General features: G+C 71.2%; 18 protein-coding genes. 10 read left to right on the top strand and 8 right to left on the bottom strand.

From position 1 onward, the window contains the following. Positions 1-6 precede the first annotated feature (6 nt). Entirely contained in the window at positions 7-1,503 is a 1,497-nt protein-coding gene (locus CW359_RS40100; RefSeq protein WP_105975178.1) for an alpha,alpha-trehalose-phosphate synthase (UDP-forming), read from the top strand. Here the strand turns inward: CW359_RS40100 and otsB are convergent. From otsB to CW359_RS40080, 4 genes are all read right to left on the bottom strand, one after another. Next, entirely contained in the window at positions 1,493-2,338 is an 846-nt protein-coding gene (gene otsB, locus CW359_RS40095) for a trehalose-phosphatase (protein ID WP_105975177.1), read from the bottom strand. The two genes, CW359_RS40100 and otsB, sit on opposite strands and share 11 nt — an antisense overlap. Before the next feature lie 234 nt (positions 2,339-2,572). Next, positions 2,573-2,836, bottom strand: coding sequence for a DUF3263 domain-containing protein (locus tag CW359_RS40090; RefSeq protein ID WP_105975209.1), 264 nt, complete (start codon positions 2,834-2,836; stop codon positions 2,573-2,575). A gap of 48 nt (positions 2,837-2,884) precedes the next feature. Further along, positions 2,885-4,198 carry an extracellular solute-binding protein gene (locus CW359_RS40085; RefSeq protein ID WP_232838812.1) on the bottom strand — a complete coding sequence of 438 codons (1,314 nt, stop codon included), beginning with the start codon at positions 4,196-4,198 and terminating at the stop codon, positions 2,885-2,887. 118 nt (positions 4,199-4,316) lie between these two features. Beyond that, positions 4,317-5,567 (bottom strand): extracellular solute-binding protein, encoded by a 1,251-nt coding sequence (locus tag CW359_RS40080; RefSeq protein ID WP_105975207.1) that lies wholly within the window; start codon positions 5,565-5,567, stop codon positions 4,317-4,319. Positions 5,568-5,786: 219 nt separating this feature from the next. Here CW359_RS40080 and CW359_RS40075 point away from each other — a divergent pair, with 219 nt between their 5' ends. The 3 genes from CW359_RS40075 (at position 5,787) to CW359_RS40065 (ending at position 8,979) form a co-directional block, all read left to right on the top strand. After that, entirely contained in the window at positions 5,787-6,734 is a 948-nt protein-coding gene (locus tag CW359_RS40075) for an ROK family protein (protein WP_105975176.1), read from the top strand. A 134-nt stretch (positions 6,735-6,868) separates the two neighbouring features. Beyond that, positions 6,869-7,999: an N-acetylglucosamine-6-phosphate deacetylase gene (nagA, locus tag CW359_RS40070; RefSeq protein WP_232838811.1), complete on the top strand. Its 1,131-nt coding sequence runs from the start codon at positions 6,869-6,871 to the stop codon at positions 7,997-7,999. A gap of 35 nt (positions 8,000-8,034) precedes the next feature. After that, complete coding sequence (locus CW359_RS40065) at positions 8,035-8,979, top strand: 1-phosphofructokinase family hexose kinase (RefSeq protein WP_105975174.1); 945 nt, start codon at positions 8,035-8,037, stop codon at positions 8,977-8,979. An 88-nt stretch (positions 8,980-9,067) separates the two neighbouring features. Here the strand turns inward: CW359_RS40065 and CW359_RS40060 are convergent, their stop codons facing one another. Both CW359_RS40060 and cdgB read right to left on the bottom strand, forming a co-directional pair. After that, on the bottom strand, positions 9,068-10,063 hold the full coding sequence (locus tag CW359_RS40060) for a CBM35 domain-containing protein (RefSeq protein ID WP_105975173.1): 996 nt from the start codon (positions 10,061-10,063) through the stop codon (positions 9,068-9,070). A gap of 201 nt (positions 10,064-10,264) precedes the next feature. Continuing rightward, positions 10,265-12,013 carry a diguanylate cyclase CdgB gene (gene cdgB, locus CW359_RS40055; protein WP_105975172.1) on the bottom strand — a complete coding sequence of 583 codons (1,749 nt, stop codon included), beginning with the start codon at positions 12,011-12,013 and terminating at the stop codon, positions 10,265-10,267. A gap of 488 nt (positions 12,014-12,501) precedes the next feature. Here cdgB and CW359_RS40050 point away from each other — a divergent pair, with 488 nt between their 5' ends. Both CW359_RS40050 and CW359_RS40045 read left to right on the top strand, forming a co-directional pair. Continuing rightward, complete coding sequence (locus CW359_RS40050; protein WP_408647575.1) at positions 12,502-12,993, top strand: flavin reductase family protein; 492 nt, start codon at positions 12,502-12,504, stop codon at positions 12,991-12,993. A gap of 59 nt (positions 12,994-13,052) precedes the next feature. Further along, the gene (locus CW359_RS40045) at positions 13,053-13,544 is read left to right on the top strand and encodes a GNAT family N-acetyltransferase (protein WP_105975171.1); all 492 of its coding nucleotides are present in this window, start codon (positions 13,053-13,055) and stop codon (positions 13,542-13,544) included. A gap of 19 nt (positions 13,545-13,563) precedes the next feature. On the opposite strand, the gene arfB is transcribed toward CW359_RS40045, so the two are convergent. Continuing rightward, the gene (arfB, locus tag CW359_RS40040) at positions 13,564-14,001 is read right to left on the bottom strand and encodes an alternative ribosome rescue aminoacyl-tRNA hydrolase ArfB (protein ID WP_105975170.1); all 438 of its coding nucleotides are present in this window, start codon (positions 13,999-14,001) and stop codon (positions 13,564-13,566) included. 195 nt (positions 14,002-14,196) lie between these two features. On the opposite strand from arfB, the gene CW359_RS40035 reads away from it, so the two are divergent. From CW359_RS40035 to CW359_RS40020, 4 genes are all read left to right on the top strand, one after another. Beyond that, entirely contained in the window at positions 14,197-14,772 is a 576-nt protein-coding gene (locus CW359_RS40035; RefSeq protein WP_105975169.1) for a TerD family protein, read from the top strand. A gap of 230 nt (positions 14,773-15,002) precedes the next feature. Beyond that, positions 15,003-15,644 carry an MPN domain-containing protein gene (locus CW359_RS40030; protein ID WP_105975168.1) on the top strand — a complete coding sequence of 214 codons (642 nt, stop codon included), beginning with the start codon at positions 15,003-15,005 and terminating at the stop codon, positions 15,642-15,644. Positions 15,645-15,649: 5 nt separating this feature from the next. Next, complete coding sequence (locus tag CW359_RS40025) at positions 15,650-16,567, top strand: SgcJ/EcaC family oxidoreductase (RefSeq protein WP_105975167.1); 918 nt, start codon at positions 15,650-15,652, stop codon at positions 16,565-16,567. A 62-nt stretch (positions 16,568-16,629) separates the two neighbouring features. Further along, positions 16,630-17,130 carry a hypothetical protein gene (locus CW359_RS40020; RefSeq protein ID WP_105975166.1) on the top strand — a complete coding sequence of 167 codons (501 nt, stop codon included), beginning with the start codon at positions 16,630-16,632 and terminating at the stop codon, positions 17,128-17,130. A gap of 168 nt (positions 17,131-17,298) precedes the next feature. On the opposite strand, the gene CW359_RS46955 is transcribed toward CW359_RS40020, so the two are convergent. Then, on the bottom strand, positions 17,299-17,483 hold a 185-nt coding region (locus CW359_RS46955; protein WP_232838810.1), incomplete at its 5' end, for a hypothetical protein.

Here is a 17,483-nt window from a genome sequence, read left to right as displayed (position 1 = left end):
AGGCGTATGGCTTCCACGGCTTCCATGCAGGTACTGGTCGCGTCCAACCGCGGCCCGGTCTCGTACGAGGTGCGGGAGGACGGCTCGCTGGCCGCCAGGCGCGGCGGCGGCGGGCTGGTCTCCGGCCTGTCCGCGATCGGCCCCGACGCGGGCTCCCTGTGGGTGTGCTCGGCACTGTCCGACGGCGACCGCGAGGCGGTACGGCGCTCGCACGGCGGACGGCGGCTGTCCGTGGACGCGACCGGCGGGCAGCACGTACGGATGCTGGACATCGACGAAACCGTCCACTCCGACGCGTACAACGGCATCGCGAACTCGGTCCTGTGGTTCGTGAACCACATGCTGTACCAGACCCCGCTGGAGCCGGTCTTCGACGCGGAGTTCCGCCGCCAGTGGGCGTCGTACGAGGCCTACAACCGCGCGTTCGCGGAGGCGCTGGCGGAGGAGGCGGCGGAGGGGGCGTCGGTGGTGGTCCAGGACTACCACCTGTGCCTGGTGCCGGGGATGCTGCGCGCCCTGCGCCCGGACGTCAAGATCGGCCACTTCTCCCACACCCCGTGGGCGCCGCCGGACTACTTCCGCATGCTGCCGCAGGACATCCGTGAGCAGCTGCTCCTGGGCATGCTCGGCGCGGACCGGCTGGGCTTCCTGACCCACCGGTGGTCGGCGGCCTTCGCGGCGTGCGTCAGGGACACGATCGTGGAGGCGGTTCCGCGTCTGGCCCAGTCGGGAGTGCCCGAGGCGTTCCAGTACGTGCCCGACTGGAAGGGGCCCGGTCACCGGACCTGGCTCGGCGTGCACGGCCTGGGCGCGGACGCGGACTTCCTGCGCAGGCGCGCGCACGAGCCGGACGTGGCGGAGCGGATGGCGGCGCTGCGGGCGGAGATCGGCGGGGACGCCGGTTCTCCCCGCAGGACGATCGTCCGGGTCGACCGCACCGAACTGTCGAAGAACATCGTGCGGGGCCTGCTGGCGTACCGGCAGCTGCTGGAGGACCGCCCGGAGTGGCGCGAGCGGGTCGTCCACGTCGCGTTCGCGTACCCGTCCCGCCAGGACCTGGCGGTCTACCGCGACTACACGGCCGAGGTGCAGCGGGTCGCGGACGACATCAACGCGACGTACGGCACCCCGACCTGGACCCCGGTCGTCCTCCACGTGAAGGACGACTTCGCCCGCTCCCTGGCGGCCTACCGCCTCGCGGACGTGGCCCTGGTCAACCCCATCCGCGACGGCATGAACCTGGTCGCCAAGGAGATCCCGGTGGTCTCCGACGAGGGCTGCGCGCTGGTGCTGTCGCGGGAGGCGGGGGCGTACGAGGAGCTGGGCGAGGACGCGATCGCGGTGAACCCGTACGACGTGATCGAGACGGCACGGGCGCTGGAGGAGGCGCTGAACATGGCGCCGGGCGAGCGCGCGGAACGCACGAAACGCCTGGCCGCGGCGGCGACGGCACTGCCGCCGGCCCAGTGGTTCCTGGACCAGCTGAACGCGCTCAACGGCTAGCGAGGGTCTCCCCGAGGGTGTGCAGCAGGTGTACGACGCCTGCGGGCCCGTCGACGACGAGGTCGGCGCGTTCGACCAGTTCCGTAACCTCCTCGGTGCTGTTGCGGCTGCAGACCAGCAGCCCCGGGACGCCGTTCTGCCGGAGCTTCTCCACGGCCGCGAACGCCGGGAGGTCGCCGAGGTCGTCGCCGGCGTAGAGGACGGCGGTGGCGCCGGTCTCGCGGACGTAGCTCTGGAGGGCGACGCCCTTGTCCATGCCGGGCGGGCGCAGCTCCAGCACGAGCCGCCCCGGTTCGACGATGAGGCCGTGCCGGGTGGCGAGGTCCGCGAGGGGTTCGCGCAGCGCCTCGAACGCGGCCTGCGGATCGGCGGCACGCCGCGTGTGCACGGCGACGGCCCGGCCCTTCTCCTCGATCCAGGTGCCCTGCCAGGCCCCGAACCGGTCGAGGAATCCGGGGAGTTCGGCGCGGACGGCGGCGACACCGGGGTGGGGGGCGGGGGCGGTGACCTCGCCGGTGGCGGCGTCCCAGCGTTCGGCGCCGTAGTGGCCGAGGACGACGAGATGCTCCAGCCCGGGAACACCGGCGAACCCTCCGAGACGTACGGCGACGCCGGGCGGGCGTCCGGTGAGGACGGCGACGGAGGCGACGTGCGGGGCGAGCGAGGTGAGGGCGGGGAGGGTGTCGGGGTGGGCGCGGGCCTGCTCGGGGTCGGCGACGATGGGGGCGAGGGTGCCGTCGAAGTCGAGGACGACGATGGCACGGGCAGCCCGCGAGAGAACGGCACCAAGCCCGTCCCGGCCGGCCGACGTGACGGGCGTGGGCAGGGAGTCCATGACCCGAGCCTATCCGCCGGGCGGACCCTTTTCCCTCGCCCCCGCCGCCCCTACCCGTCCCACCCCTGGGGGCGATGCCCCCAGACCCCCGCTTGTCCTCAAACGCCGGCCGGCGCTTGGCATTTCAGCCCGTCCGGCATTTGAGGACGAGCGCGTTCAGCGCAATTGGCGGGGGTCTGGGGGCGGCAGCCCCCAGGGATGGGTACGGGTAGGGGCGGCGGGGGCGAAAAACTCCTACCGTTCCCCCCGCCTCCCCTCCCGCACCCTCCGCAACCGATTCACCGTCACCGGATCACACGCCAACGCCCGCTCATCATCAAGCAACGCATTCAGCAGCTGGTAATACCGCACAGGCACCAGCCCCAGCTCCTCCCGAATGGCCCGCTCCTTCGCCCCGGGCCCCGAGAACCCCCGCCGCTCCAGCGCGAGAATGTCCCGCTCCCGACGCCCCAGCTCCCCCGGCCCACCCAGCCGTTCCCCATCCCCGTCCACACCCATGAGAGAAACCGTAGCCCCAGCCACCGACACCCACCCGGCGCCGTCACGTCACTTGTCCCCTGTCTCCTCCGCCACCGCCGCCGCCCCCTGTATCGCCCCCAGCACCGCCCCCGGATCCCCACCCACCCCCACAGCCCCACCCACCCGCTCCTGAATGTCCCGACTGGTCGCCGTCCACGACGGCTTGCCCAGGGGGTACAGCTGGGCCGTGCCGAGTGCGTCCAGCCCCGCCCACAGGTCCTCGTACTTCCTGTTCGCCCGCATCGCGACCGACGCCGACGACGTCACCGGCAGCAGCTGGTACGTGCCCGCGAGGTCCACCATGTTCCGGTCCTCGTACAGGAAGTTCAGATAGGTACCGATCTCCTCCGCATGGCCCCCGTGCCGGAACGCCGCGATCCAGTCCGACGTACCGACCGTCGCCGACGCCGTCGCCGCCCCCGGCGTACCCACCGGCATCGGGACAGCCTCGTACGCCACCGGATCGACCGACCGCGCGATCTCCCGTACGAGCGCGGCCGGCGCGCTGACCATGCCCGCGTCGCCGTCCACGAAGGCCTGGAGCGCGGCCTCGCGGTTGAGGCGGGCGGGGGGCACCGGGCCGGTCAGGCCCTCGGCCACCAGGCGGTCGCGCAGCCAGGTGAGGGTGGAGATGTTGCGGGCGGAGGCGATGTCGTACTGGCCGGTGTCACCGGTGTAGCCGCCGCCCCCGCCGAGCAGCCACTGCAGGGTCTCGGCCTGGGCCTCCTCGGGGCCCAGCGGGAGGGCGTACGGGTACTTCACGCCCCGCTCGGCCAGGACCTCCGCCGCGCTTCTCAACTGCGCCCAGGTGGTGGGGGGTTCGAGGTCCGCCTCGGCGAAGAGGGTCTTGTTGAGGTAGAGGAGGCGGGTCGAGGCGAGGAAGGGCAGGCCGTACTGGGTGCGGTTCGTCGTGCCCGCGTCCACGAGGTTGGGCAGGAAGTTGCCCTGGACGCGGATGGAGAGCAGGTCGTCGGCCGAGTGGAGGAGGCCGTCGGCTGCGTAGTCGGCGTAGTTGCCGATCTGGGCGATGTCAGGTGGGTCGCCGGCCGCGACCATCTTGGCGACCTGGGCCTCGGCCTCGGCGGGTTCGTACACCTTGACGTCGATCCGGATACCGGGGTGGGCGGCCTCGAAGGCGGTGTCGATGCGGTCCCAGTAGGACTGCGAGTTCTTGACGACGTCGTCACCGTAGTTGGTGGCGACCACGGTGAGGGTGACACCGCCGGACCCCTCACCGCCCTCGCCGGTGCCGCAGCCGCCCAGCGCCAGGACCGTACCCAGACTCAGCGCCGTCACGGCGGCGAAGACCGGTACCCGAAACCCGCCCCACACTTCTCGCACGGCAGACCGCTCCTCAGGGAGGCACACGCGTCACGTTCGTGGACGCGCGTAGAGCCTCCCGCACCGGGCGGCCGGGTCCAATGCCCCGGGCGTTTCGGCCATGCAACATTTCCGAGCGCTACTCCGCGCCGTCCGCCTCGTTCTCCGCGTCGTTCTCCGCCTCGCTCTGCGCCGAGTTGGCCCGCGTCTGCAGTTCCCCCAGCACCGCAGCCGGGCTGCCGTTCGCCGCGAACGCCGTGCCGATACGGGCCTTGATGTCCGCGTTGACCTGGGCCCAGGACGTCTTGTCGACGGGGTAGAGCTGGGCGGCCGGGAGTTCCGCGAGGAAGGGGGCGAGGTCCTTGTCCCGGGCGGCCGTGGCCATCGTCGCGGAGGCCGAGGTGGTGACCGACAGCAGGTCGTACTCGCGGGAGAAGGCGAGGACGTTCTTCTCCTCGTAGACGAAGTCGAGGAAGTCGCCGGCCTCGGCGCGGTGGCCGTTCTTCCTGAACGCCATCATCCAGTCGGCGACGCCCATCGCGGCCCGCGTCGGCCGCTCCCGCCCCGGCATCGGCACCATGCCGACGTCCACACCCCGCGCCAGCGCCGTCTTCATCAGCGAGGGATGCCCGATGAGCATGCCGACCTGCCCGCGCGCGAACGCGGCGAAGGCGGCGGCCCGGTTGAGCCTGCCGGGGGCGACGGGACCGGTCAGGCCCTTGTCGACGAGTTCGTCCTTGAGCCAGGTGAACGTCTCGACGTTCTGCGGGGAGTCGATGCCGTAGGTGCCGACGGCGGTGGTGTAGCCGTCGCCGCCGCTGAGCAGCCACTGCATGGTCTCGGCCTGCGCCTCCTCGGGCCCCAGCGGGAGGGCGTACGGATACTCCACGCCCGCCTCCTTCAGCGCGGCGGCGTCGGCGGCCAGCTCGCTCCAGGTGCCGGGCGGGGTGAGACCGGCCTCGGTGAAGAGCTTCTTGTTGTAGAAGAGGAGGCGGGTGGAGGCGGCGAAGGGCATGCCGTACTGGGTGCGCCTGACCTCGCCCGCGTCGGCCAGCTGGGCGACGAAGTCGGCCTGGGTGGGGATGGAGAGCAGGTCGTCGGCCTGGTACAGCTCGCCGTCGGCCGCGTATTCGGCGTACGCGCCGATCTGGGCGAGGTCGGGCGCGTCACCGGCGGCGACCATCTCCTTGACCTCGCGGTCGACGTCGTTCCAGGAGTAGACGCTGACGTCGACCTTCACCCCGGGGTGGCCGTCCTCGTACTCCTCGACCAGCTTGTCCCAGTACTTCCGGGAGCTGTTGGCGTCGGAGTCGCCGTAGTCGGCGGCGACCAGTCTCAGGGTGACATCACCCGAGCCGGCGGCTCCACAGCCCCCGAGCACGGCCGTCATCCCGAGCGCGGACAACGCCGCGATCACGCCTGTCCCACGGCCTGCCCTACGACCCGTCCTATGGCTTGTCCCGTGCCCTGTCCCGTGCCGCTGCAACGCAGTAACTCCACTAGTCGTTCACACATGTGTCCATTGGTACGTTCATTGATCTGAACCCTCAACGTCTACACCACGCGAGTGGACTAGACCTCTTCCGGGTCGACGGGCCACACTGTCCCCGTGAGACATGTCATCGCCCTCGATGTGGGCGGCACCGCGATGAAAGCCGCCCTGATCGGGCCGGACGGCGCCCTGCTCCACCAGGCACGCCGGGCGACCGGGCGCGAGCGCGGCCCCGAGGCCGTGGTCGAGGCGATCCTCGGCTTCGCCGCCGACCTGCGCGCCCACGGCATCGACCGCCTCGGCGAGAGCGCCGCCGCGGCCGGGGTCTCCGTGCCCGGCATCGTGGACGCCGACCGCGGCCTCGCCGTCTACGCGGCCAACCTCGGCTGGCGCGACGTACCCCTGCGCGACCTGCTCACCGAACGGCTCGGCCTGCCGGTCGCCCTCGGCCACGACGTCCGCACGGGCGGCCTGGCGGAGGGCCGGATCGGGGCGGGCCGGGGCGCCGACCGTTTCTTCTTCATCGCCCTGGGCACCGGCATCGCGGGCGCGATCGGCGTCGACGGCCGGGTGGAGGCGGGCGCGCACGGCTTCGCGGGCGAGATCGGCCACATCGTCGTACGGCCGGACGGCACCCCGTGCCCGTGCGGCCAGCGCGGCTGCCTGGAGCGGTACGCGTCTGCGGCGGCGGTGACCGAGGCGTGGGCGACGGCCACCGGCACCCCCGGGGCGGACGCGGCGGACTGCGCCCGAGCGGTGGACGCGGGCGACCCGCGCGCCCACGAGGTCTGGCAGACGGCAATCGACGCCCTGGCCGACGGCCTGGTGACCGCCCTCACCCTCCTGGACCCCCGCACCCTGATCATCGGCGGCGGCCTGGCGGAAGCGGGCGAAACCCTGTTCACCCCGCTGCGCACGGCCGTGCGGCGGCGGATCACCTTCCAGAAACTCCCGGACATCGTCCCCGCGGCCCTGGGCGACACGGCAGGCTGCCTGGGCGCGGGCCTCCTGGCCTGGGACCTCCTGACCACGACCGACCTCGACCCCACGGAGGTATCCGCCTGATGCACACGACGGACCCAGCGACAGCCCACCCAGGGGACACCGGCTCACTGGCAACGCACCCAGCGGCAACCCACTCAGGGGCGCGGGGAACTGCGCGACAAGCCCCCACCGACCCGCACCGAACACACAACCTGGTGTTCAAAGGCGCCCGAGTAGTACTCCCCACAGGAATCACCACCGGCACCCAACTCGCCGTCGAGGGAACCAAGTTCACCGCCCACACCCCCGAGAACGCCCACGAGATCGACGTAACGGACCACTGGCTGATCCCCGGTTTCGTCGACCTCCACAACCACGGCGGAGGCGGCGCCTCCTTCACCTCGGGCACCCCGGAAGACGTACTCAAGGGCATCCACACCCACCGGCTCCACGGCACCACCACCCTCGTGGCCAGCACGGTCACCGGCGACATGGACACCCTCACCGCCCAGGCCGGCCTCCTCTCCGAACTGGCCGAACAGGGCGACCTCGCCGGCGTCCACTTCGAGGGCCCCTTCATCTCCCCGTGCCGCAAGGGCGCCCACTCCGAGGCGCTGCTGCGCGACCCGGACCCGGCGGAGGTCAGGAAACTGATCGACGCGGCGCGCGGCCACGCCAGGATGGTCACCCTGGCGACCGAACTCCCCGGCGGCCTCGACTCCGTACGGCTGCTCGCCGAGCACGGCGTCATCGCGGCGATCGGGCACACGGACGCGACGTACGAGCAGACGGTGGCCGCCATCGACGCGGGCGCGACGGTCGCCACGCACCTCTTCAACGCGATGCCGCCGCTGGGCCACCGCGACCCCGGCCCGATCACCGCCCTCCTGGAGGACGACCGGGTGACGGTCGAACTCATCAACGACGGCACCCACTTGCACCCGGCGGCGCTCCAACTCGCCTTCCACCACGCGGGAGCGGACCGGGTGGCGTTCATCACGGACGCGATGGACGCGGCCGGCTTCGGCGACGGCCGCTATCTGCTGGGCCCGCTGGAGGTCGAGGTCAGCGAGGGCGTGGCACGGCTGGTGGAGGGCGGCTCGATCGCGGGCTCGACCCTGACCCTGGACCGCGCCTTCCGCCGGGCGGTCACGATCGACCGCATCCCGGTACCGGACGCGGTGACGGCCCTGTCGGCCAACCCGGCCCGCCTGCTGGGCATGTACGACCGGGTGGGCTCCCTGGAACCGGGCAAGGACGCGGACCTGGTACTGCTGGACGCGGACTTCAGGGTCAAGGGAGTGATGCGCAAGGGGAGTTGGGTAGTGAAACCCCAACTGCCCTGATTCGCAAGGGCGATACGGGGGGGGAGGTCGGCCGGGTGATCCTCACGGTCACGCTGAACACCGCGCTCGACATCACGTACCGCGTAGGGGAGTTACGCCCCTACGCCTCCCACCGCGTCACCTCGGTGACCGAACACCCCGGCGGCAAGGGGCTGAACGTGGCCCGTGTCCTGGCCGCCCTCGGCCACGAGGTGACGGTCACCGGCTTCACGGGCGGCCGGACCGGCCGGGCGGTGCAGGAGCAACTCACGGCCACGCCAGGGGTTTTGGACGCCCTGGTCCCGGTGTCGGGCTCGACTCGCCGCACGATAACGGTTGTCGACGACGGCGCCGGAGCCCCGAACGCCACGGACGCGACCCACCTCAACGAACCGGGCCCGCACATCACCCCGGCCGAGTGGTCCGCCTTCCAGGACGTGTACGAGGAACTGCTGCCGTCCGTCTCCGCGGTGGCCCTCTGCGGCAGTCTGCCGCCGGGTGTTCCGGTGGGCGCGTACGCCCAACTGGTGCGTGTCGCACGGGCGTCGGGGGTGCCGGTGCTGCTCGACACGAGCGGGGAGCCGCTGCGGCGCGGGGTCGCGGCCCGCCCCGACCTGGTCAAGCCGAACGCCGCCGAACTGGCCGAACTCACCGGCTCCCACGAGCCGTCACGGGCCGCCCAGGACGTCCGCGGACGCGGCGCACGGGCAGTGGTCGCCTCCCTGGGCCCGAACGGCCTCCTCGCGGCGACCCCGGAGGGCCACTGGCGGGCAACTCCGCCGGCCCGCGTCCGAGGCAACCCGACAGGCGCGGGCGACTCGGTGGTGGCGGGCCTGCTCGCGGGCCTGGTGGACCGACTCCCGTGGCCCGAACGCCTGGCCAGGGCAACAGCCCTCGCGGCGGCGACCGTACTGGCGCCGGTGGCGGGCGAGTTCGACCGGGCGGCGTATGAGCAGCTGCTGGACCGGGTGACAGTGACGCTTGAGGCAACAGCAGCGTGAGCGTGCCCCGCTTTTGGCTTTCAGGGGCGCGGGGAACCGCGCGACAGGCCCCCACCGAACCCGCACCCGAAGTCCGCGCGGAAGCCGGTCAGTTCCCGGCGGCACCCGTCAGATACAGCTGATCCAGATTCAGATCACACTGATTCCCCTGCTCGCAGGAGATCTTGATCGTGTTGGTGCCCTTGTTCAGCCGGACCGACGCCCAGGTGTTCGTCCACCCCTTCGCGTAGTCGCCCTCCGCCGCTTTCGCGAAGTTCTCCATGTTGAGCGGACGGGACTGGGCCGTGCCGTTGACCGTCAGCGTCGCGGTGGCGTCCTTGCCGGGTACGCCGTAGTTGACGTACAGCCGGTACTCGCCCGCCTTCGCGATCCCGCTCACGTTCCAGGTGGCCGAAGCGCCCACGTTGTTGAAGTTGCCGACATACACACCGCCGGCGGCTGTCGCGCCCTCGACGTCCGACGTCGTCGCCGCGCCGCCGCCGAGCAGCAGGGCCTTCGCGTCGATGGCCGGCAGCTCCCCCTCGGCGGGTGCCGACGCGCTGGCCGACGCGGACGGTGACGCGCTCTGACCCGTCGACGGGGACGCGCTGGCGTCGGCGCCCGTGTCCTTGGCGTCGTCGCCGCCCATCATGGCCACGCCGATGCCGATGACGACCGCCGCGACGACCGCGATGGCACCGATCAGCAGCCCCTTCGTGTTGGGGCCGCTGCCCCGCCCGCCTCTGCCGCCGCCGTTGCCACCGCTGTACGCGTGCTGCTGGGGAGCCGTGGGGCCGCCGGGGCCGCCAAAGTTCTCGGGGGCCTGGTAGTGGGCGTTCGGGCCGCCGTACACCCCCTGCTGCTGCGGGACCGCCTGGCCGTACTGCGCGGTCGGGGCGGTCTGGCCGTACGCGGGCTGCTGCTGGGCCGGGGCCGCCGGCGGGCTGTACTGGCGCTCGCCGACCGGCCGCGTCCGGCCGACCGAGTTCGGGTAGCCGTAGCCGCTGCTCGGCGGCTGGGCGCCGTTGGCCCGGCCGTCTTCGTACAGGTAGCCGAACGGATCGTCGTCCTCGGGCGTGCTCGCGCCGCTGTTGCCGGGCGTCATCCCTTGGTCTCCTCAACAGGTACGGGTGGGACTGGTGCGGGGGCAGGACCGCGAGATCTTGCGCGGTCCTGCAAAACATGCAATGCGAATAACGAGCCTACCCGCTCCCACTGACCCAAACGGGTGACTCCGGTGGCACAGAGCGGCTACAAGATCGCTACAGGGCGCTTACCCGGTGCTCGGTCGGTGGTCAGCCGGTGGTCAGCCGGCGCGGCGGTGCTGCTTGGGACGCGACCGCTTCTCGACGTACATCCGCTCGTCCGCCGACTTCAGTACCTCGTCCGCCGTCATCCCGCACTGCGCCCACCCGATGCCGAAGCTCGCGCCGACCCGCATCGCGCGGCCGTCGACCCGGACGGGCTGGATGATCTCGTTGCGCAGGCGTACGGCCAGATCCTGGGCGTCGGCGCGGCCGAGGCCGTCGGCGAGGACCACGAACTCGTCGCCGCCGAGCCGGGCCACCGTGTCACCGTCGCGCACGGCGCGGCCGAGCCGCCGGGCCACCTCGATCAGCACCGCGTCCCCGGCGTTGTGCCCGAAGCGGTCGTTGATCGACTTGAAGCCGTCGAGGTCGCAGAAGAGCACCGCGAGCCCCTTCGTCCCGTCGTCGTGGTCGCCCTCGGGGGCCACGGCGTGGACATGGTGGTCGTAGGCGCCGTACGCCTCGGGGACGCCGCGGAAGTCGAACCCGTGGCCGTTCACGTCGTACGGCTGGATCCCGCTGTCCGCCACCGGCACCGGCACGGGGGCCGCCGAGTACTGGTCGTGCGTGCCGTAGGCGTCCACCTGGGCGTGGCCGTAGGCCGCGTCGACCGACTCGACCAGGCCGGGGGCCGCCCCGGGCACCGTCGACTGCGGGCGCTGGCACAGGCGGGAGCTGAGCCGGGCGCGCAGCTCGGCGGAGTTGGGCAGGCCGGTCAGGGAGTCGTGGGAGGCGCGGTGGGCGAGCTGCAGCTCGCGGCGCTTGCGCTCCTCTATGTCCTCGACGTGGGTGAGCAGGAAGCGCGGGCCGTCGGTGGCGTCCGCGACGACGGAGTTGCGCAGCGACACCCACAGGTACGAGCCGTCGCGGCGGCCGAGCCGGAGTTCGGCGCGTCCGCCCTCGGCGGAGGTGCGCAGCAGGGTGCCGATGTCCTCGGGGTGCACGAGGTCGGAGAAGGCGTACCGGCGCATCGTGGAGGCGGTGCGGCCCAGGAGGCGGCACAGGGCGTCGTTGCTCCGGAGTATTCGCCCGTGCTGGTCGCCGCCCATCTCGGCGATGGCCATGCCGGAGGGGGCGTACTCGAAGGCCTGCCGGAAGCTTTCCTCGCTGGCGCGCAGCGCCTGCTGCTCGCGTTCGAGTCTGACCAGTGCCCGCTGCATATTCGCGCGTAGACGTGCGTTGCTGATGGCTATGGCCGCCTGAAACGCGTACATCTGGAGCGCTTCCTTGCCCCAGGCGCCCGGCCGGCGGCCGTTGCGCGGCCGGTCCACGGACAGGACGCCGATCAGTTCGCCGCAGCTGCCGCCGGGCACGCCCGGCGTGAACATGGGCGCGAAGAGCCGGTCCGACGGATGCCACTCGTCCTCGAAGCGGGGGGCAGGGCCGTCGGTGTACCACTGCGGGACGTCGTCGTCGTCGAGGACCCAGCCCTCGGTGTGCGGTATGAAGATCAGGTCGCCCCAGGTCTCGCCCATCGCGAGCCGGCGCTCCCAGGAGTCGCGGGAGCCGACGCGGCCGGTGATCAGGGCCTCGGCGGCGGAGTTCCCGGCGAAGGCGGCGACGACGAGGTCGCCGTCGGGGCGGACGAGATTGACGCACGCCAGCTCGTAACCGAGGCCGTTCACGACTCCGTCGGCGACGGTCTGGAGGGTGTCCGCCAGACTGCGCGCGGTGTTCATGTCCGCCATGACCTGGTGCAGCTGCCGCAAGGTCGCGAGACGGACGTACGGCTCCTGGTCGGTCTCCATTCGCCCTCCCTCCGCCGGTCCCACCATCCCCGCCACTGAATCACAGCGCGCTGCCCACTCGGTACACAGGGTCAACAAAAAGGGGCTCCTGTGACTCAAGTCACAGCGAAAGATGAGCAATTGAGTGGAGTTTCTGGGTTCTTCCTATGCGTTTACTGAACGAAATCTTTGTATCTGTGCGGATACTACGAGCGAGGATACGGGGGCGCGGAAGTCGGCGGGGCCGTTCCCGATCATTACCACCCTTTGACACCACCGGCCGGACGGCGAGCGGCGGTCCGTCGGGAGTCCTAGGTCCCGGTTCGGGCTCTGGCCCGATGCGGCGGGGCACGGCCGACGCATACGTTCCCCATGTGCCGACTCCCCCAGCCACCCCGGTCTCTCCAGCCACCCCCGCCACCCCAGTCGCCTCCGCCACCCCAGTCGCCCCCGTCTCCGTGCCCGGCGGGCATCCTGGGGGCGTGAGCAACGACGACTTCCGCGCCGCGATGTCCCGCCTGGCCTCGGGGGTGGTGCTGGTGACCGCACAGGAGGCGTCCCTCGACCCGGACGACCCGCACGCCCCCGGCGGCGAGGACGTGGGCATGACGGCGACCTCCTTCCTGTCGGTCTCCCTGGACCCGCCGCTGGTCATGGTCAGCGTCCGCGAGGGCTCCCGGATGGACGACCTGCTCGCCGAACAGCCCCTGTGGGCGGTCTCCGTCCTGGCCGAGAGCCAGCGCCACATCGCGGGCCGCTTCGCGATGAAGGGCCGCATCAGCGACCGCCTCCTCTTCGCGGACATCCCGTACGTCAGGGGCCAGGCGTCCGGCGCTCCCCTGGTGGGCGGCGCCCTGGCGACCCTGGAGTGCCGTACCGAGCAACGGGTCCCGGCGGGCGACCACACCCTGGTGATCGGCCGCGTCCTGACGTCGACGACCCCGAGCGCGGACGGCGGCCCGCTGGCGTACTTCCGGGGCCGCTACCGCCAGTTGGGCTGAAGCCCGGCTGACGCGAAACTCGCTGGTCACGGTGGTGTCGGGCGGCTTAGGTTGCCCGTATGACGAACGCGCCGAAGCCGAACGTGACGAACGCCTCGCTCAGGCTGGAGCGGATCAGCTCCGAGAACTTCGACGCGGCGGTCGCCGTCCGGGTCCGCCCGGACCAGGAGGAGGCGGTCGACCCGGTCGTGAAATCCCTGGCCGAGGCATACGTCCACGCGCGCACCGCCTGGCCCCGCCTGATCCTCGACGGCGAGCGGCCGGTCGGCTTCCTGATGGCCTTCTTCGACATCGCCTGGGACGGCACCGGCGCCGACCTGCGCTCCGGCCTCTGGCGCCTGAACATCGCGGCCGACGAACAGGGCAAGGGCTACGGCCGCTTCGCCGTCGAGTCCGTGGCCAAGGAGATCCGCCGCCGCGGCGGCACCGACCTCTACGTCACCTGGCACCCGGGCCCGACCGGCCCCGAACCCTTCTACCTGGCCCTGGGCTTCACCCCCACCGGCGAGACGAGCGGCGGCCAGACGGTCGGGGTACTGAAACTGACGTGAGCGCCGGGCTCCCGGACCCCTAACCCCAGTCCCGTCCCGTACGGCCGCGCTTCACATCCGCGCGGGCCTTTTTCTGTCGCAAACGGCGTTCGTTGATTCCGCGCGGGATACGGGTGGGCGTGCGCGGCTTGGGCGGCGGCGCGGTGGCCTCGGCGAGCAGCGCGGCCAGGCGTACGGCGGCTGCCTCCCGGTTGCGCCACTGCGAGCGGTGTTCGGAGGAGCGGACGGTGACGACGCCGTCGACGAGCCGTCCGGCGAGGCGCTCCAGCGCGCGGCGCTTCCAGACGTCGGGCAGCGCCTCGGTGTTCGCGAGGTCGAGGCTCAGCTCGACCCTGGAGTCACTGGTGTTGACGTGCTGCCCGCCCGGCCCGCCGGACCGCGAGAAACGCCACATCAGCTCGGCCTCGGGGAGCGAGACGGAGCCACGGATGAGGTAGGGACCGGACATGCCCACCATGGTCGCGCGGCTGTCCGGTCCACGTCACCCCGTTTTCGCCACGACGCGTCATCGGCTCAGGTAAAGAAAGTAAAGGCGCGCGGAACCTTTGGGACCGTGGTCGGCGTTCAAGGGGGTGAGGGTAGCTTCGTCCCGTACGAAGCTCCGCACCGCACGCTCGCACGTACGCCAAATACGAGGGAAGGACTCCCAACAATGGCTGTAAGCCTGTCCAAGGGTGGCAACGTCTCGCTCACCAAGGAGGCTCCGGGCCTGACCGCCGTCACCGTGGGCCTCGGCTGGGACGTCCGCACCACCACCGGCACGGACTTCGACCTCGACGCCTCGGCGATCGCGGTCAACCCGCAGGGCAAGGTCTATTCGGACGGCCACTTCGTCTTCTTCAACAACAAGCAGACCCCGGACAGCACCATCGTCCACACCGGCGACAACCGCACGGGCGAGGGCGCGGGCGACGACGAGGCGATCAAGGTCAACCTCGCCGGCCTCCCGGCCGACGTCGAGAAGATCGTCTTCCCGGTCTCGATCTACGACGCGGAGAACCGCTCGCAGAACTTCGGCCAGGTCCGCAACGCGTACATCCGCATCCTGAACGAGGCGGGCGGCGCCGAGATCGCCCGCTACGACCTCTCCGAGGACGCGGCGACGGAGACGGCGATGGTCTTCGGCGAGCTGTACCGCAACGGCGCGGAGTGGAAGTTCCGCGCGGTCGGCCAGGGCTACGCCTCGGGCCTGGTGGGCATCGCCCAGGACTTCGGCGTCAACGTCTGAGTCGTCCGAGCCGTCGCACACTGCGGCTGAAAAGCCCCCGGCCGAGCGCGAGTTGGCGCTTGGTCCGGGGGCTTTCGCATGCCCGGACACGGCTCGCACATAGGGATAACCCCAGATTAGGGAACAGCTGCTAGAAACTTCAAGAACAGCCCCCCTACGCTCCGAACTCGTAAGCCCCCGAACGAGTGTCCCGTACGGAACACTCGCACGAGAACGGAGAAAAGCCACCCATGCCGTCCTTATCGGACGAACACTGTCAGCCCGGAATCAGCCCCGGCAGTGCTCCCCCCACCGTCCTGATGGACAACCAGGCCCTCGACGAGTTCCTCACCGCAGCGGTGGGCGAGTACCAGCTGCTCACCCCCGAGGCCCCGCTCCCCTGCTTCGCCCTCCTCCTCGGCACCCCAGGCCCCGGCACCCTCCACGTCGAACGCGTCGCCTTCGGCCGCAACGCCCGCGCCTCCGACCCGGCGGCCCGCCTGGAGTTCAGCGAGACGATCGTCCCCCGGTTCGGACCGGCGTACGAGAACGAGCACCGCGGCTGGTGGATCGACTCGCGCGACCTCCTCAAGGCCGCCCACGAGGCCGAGGCGCTCGGCCTGGAGCTGCTCGGCTCCATCCACATGCACCCCGACTGGCACCGGATAGGCCCGCCGCACGAACGCACCCTCGTCCTCAGCGAACGCCCCACCCCGATGGACGAACACACGTTCCGCAACACGGCCTGGCCCATCAACATCGTCTGCTACCTGGAACGCCGGGAAGACGTCTTCTACCACGCCTTGGCCGCCTGGGCCCCGGACTCGAACTGCACGGAACTCCCCCTACGCATCCGCACACGCGCACGCACACGAACCAAGGTCGGGGTGTAACCACGATGACGACACACACCAGCAGCGCGACGGCCGAGGAAGCGATCCGCGCCCTGTGGGAGACGATGGCCCGCGGCTGGGCGGCGGGCGACGCGGCCCTGTTCGCCGCGAGCTTCGCGGAGGACTGCGACTTCACGACCGTACGCGGCGACAAGCCGCCGGGCCGCGCGGGCATCGAGGCAGGCCACGCCACCCTCTTCCGCACCCAGTACGCCGGAACCCGCCTGGACGCCCGGGTGACGGCGATCCGCCACCTGCGCCCGGGCCTGGCGACGGTGGAGGCGGAGTCCACGATCCACGCAACGGACGGCACACCGCTGGCATCGACCCACGCCCTGGCGATCGCGGAACGAACGGGCACACACAACGGCCCGGACCTGTGGCAGATAATCGCCTTCCACAACAACATGCTCACACCGACACAAAACCCGACACCAACACCGAAGCCCGAACCGGAAGCCCCGACCGAGCCCGCCAAGGAGACGGCAGGCACCCCCACGCAACCCACCCACCCCACTCACCCCGCTCACCCCACCCACCCGGCTCACCCCAAGCTGCGGCACCTCGCAATCGTGGCCCGCGACCCGGAGAACCTCGCCGAGTTCTACAGCTCCGTCTTCTCGATGGAACTGTTCCACCGTGACCCCGACGGCAGCTGCTTCCTCTCCGACGGCCACCTCTCCCTGGCCCTCATCAAGCACCGGCTGGACGGCGACACCCCCCTCGGCATGAACCACTTCGGCTTCCACATAGCCGATACGGCGGCCACGTCGGCGGCACTGGTCGAAAGAGGCGCCGACAAACCGGCGGAACGCTTCACGAACCGCCCCTTCGCGGAGTACCGCGCGATGGACCCGGAGGGCAACTGGTTCGACCTCTCGGAACACGGCTTCGGAGGCCCACGCCCACCCGCCGACGCCTAGGCCCGGAGGCAGGTCGAAACCGGGTTCACGGGCGGCGATCCCGCCGTGACACCATCACCCCCGTGCTCGATATCGGCTACGCCCTCTCCAACCGCTTCCCGGACCCCCCGCAGACCGACTACCGTCGCGCGGACGTCCACGCCCTCCGCCACGACCTGTTCTGCGGCGACGTGTACCTCGCGGACACCAAGGCGGACCGGGAGTTGTCCACAGCCTGGGGATGGGTGCCGGTGCTGGACTTCGCGTGGGCCCTGTGCGACATCGTGGAGCAACTGGACCAGGACCCCGCGGGCTCCCGCGCCGCCCGCCCCCAGTACGCGGAACTGGACTTCACCGAGTCCACCGACCGCATGCTGTTCGAGCGGCGCTTCGGTTGGGTGGACATCGAGTCGGACTGGATGTCGGCGGAGGAGCCCCCACTGAGCTTCTCCCACACCGAACTCCGCAGAGAGGCAAGGGACTTCCTCCACGACGTCCTGGCAGACCTGACGGACCTGCACGAACCCCTGGCGGAAAACCCAGCGATCTGGACCCTCCAGTCCCGCTTCCCAAGAATCCCGTAACCAGAACAGCCCCTCGCCCCCGCCGCCCCTACCCATACCCATCCCTGGGGGCTGCCGCCCCCAGACCCCCCGCTCGTCCTCAAACGCCGGACGGGCTAAAAAGCCAGGCCTCGGGCGGGCTGGTAAGTCAAGCGTTGGCTGGCGCCATGCAGCCCAGGTCGGCATTGCTCAGCCCGTCCGGCGTTTGAGGACGAGCGCGTTCAGCGCGGTCTGCACACCTGCGCGTCCTCGCTTTGCCCACCCGCCCCAGGCGCCCACCCACCAGCCCGTCCGGCGTTTGAGGACAAAGCGGGGGTCCGGGGGCGGCAGCCCCCGGGGGTGGGACGGGGAGGGGCGGCGGGGGCGAAGAAAAG

It is taken from the genome of Streptomyces geranii (assembly GCF_002954775.1).
Classification (GTDB): domain Bacteria; phylum Actinomycetota; class Actinomycetes; order Streptomycetales; family Streptomycetaceae; genus Streptomyces; species Streptomyces geranii.
This window is presented reverse-complemented; position numbering and strand designations above follow the sequence as displayed.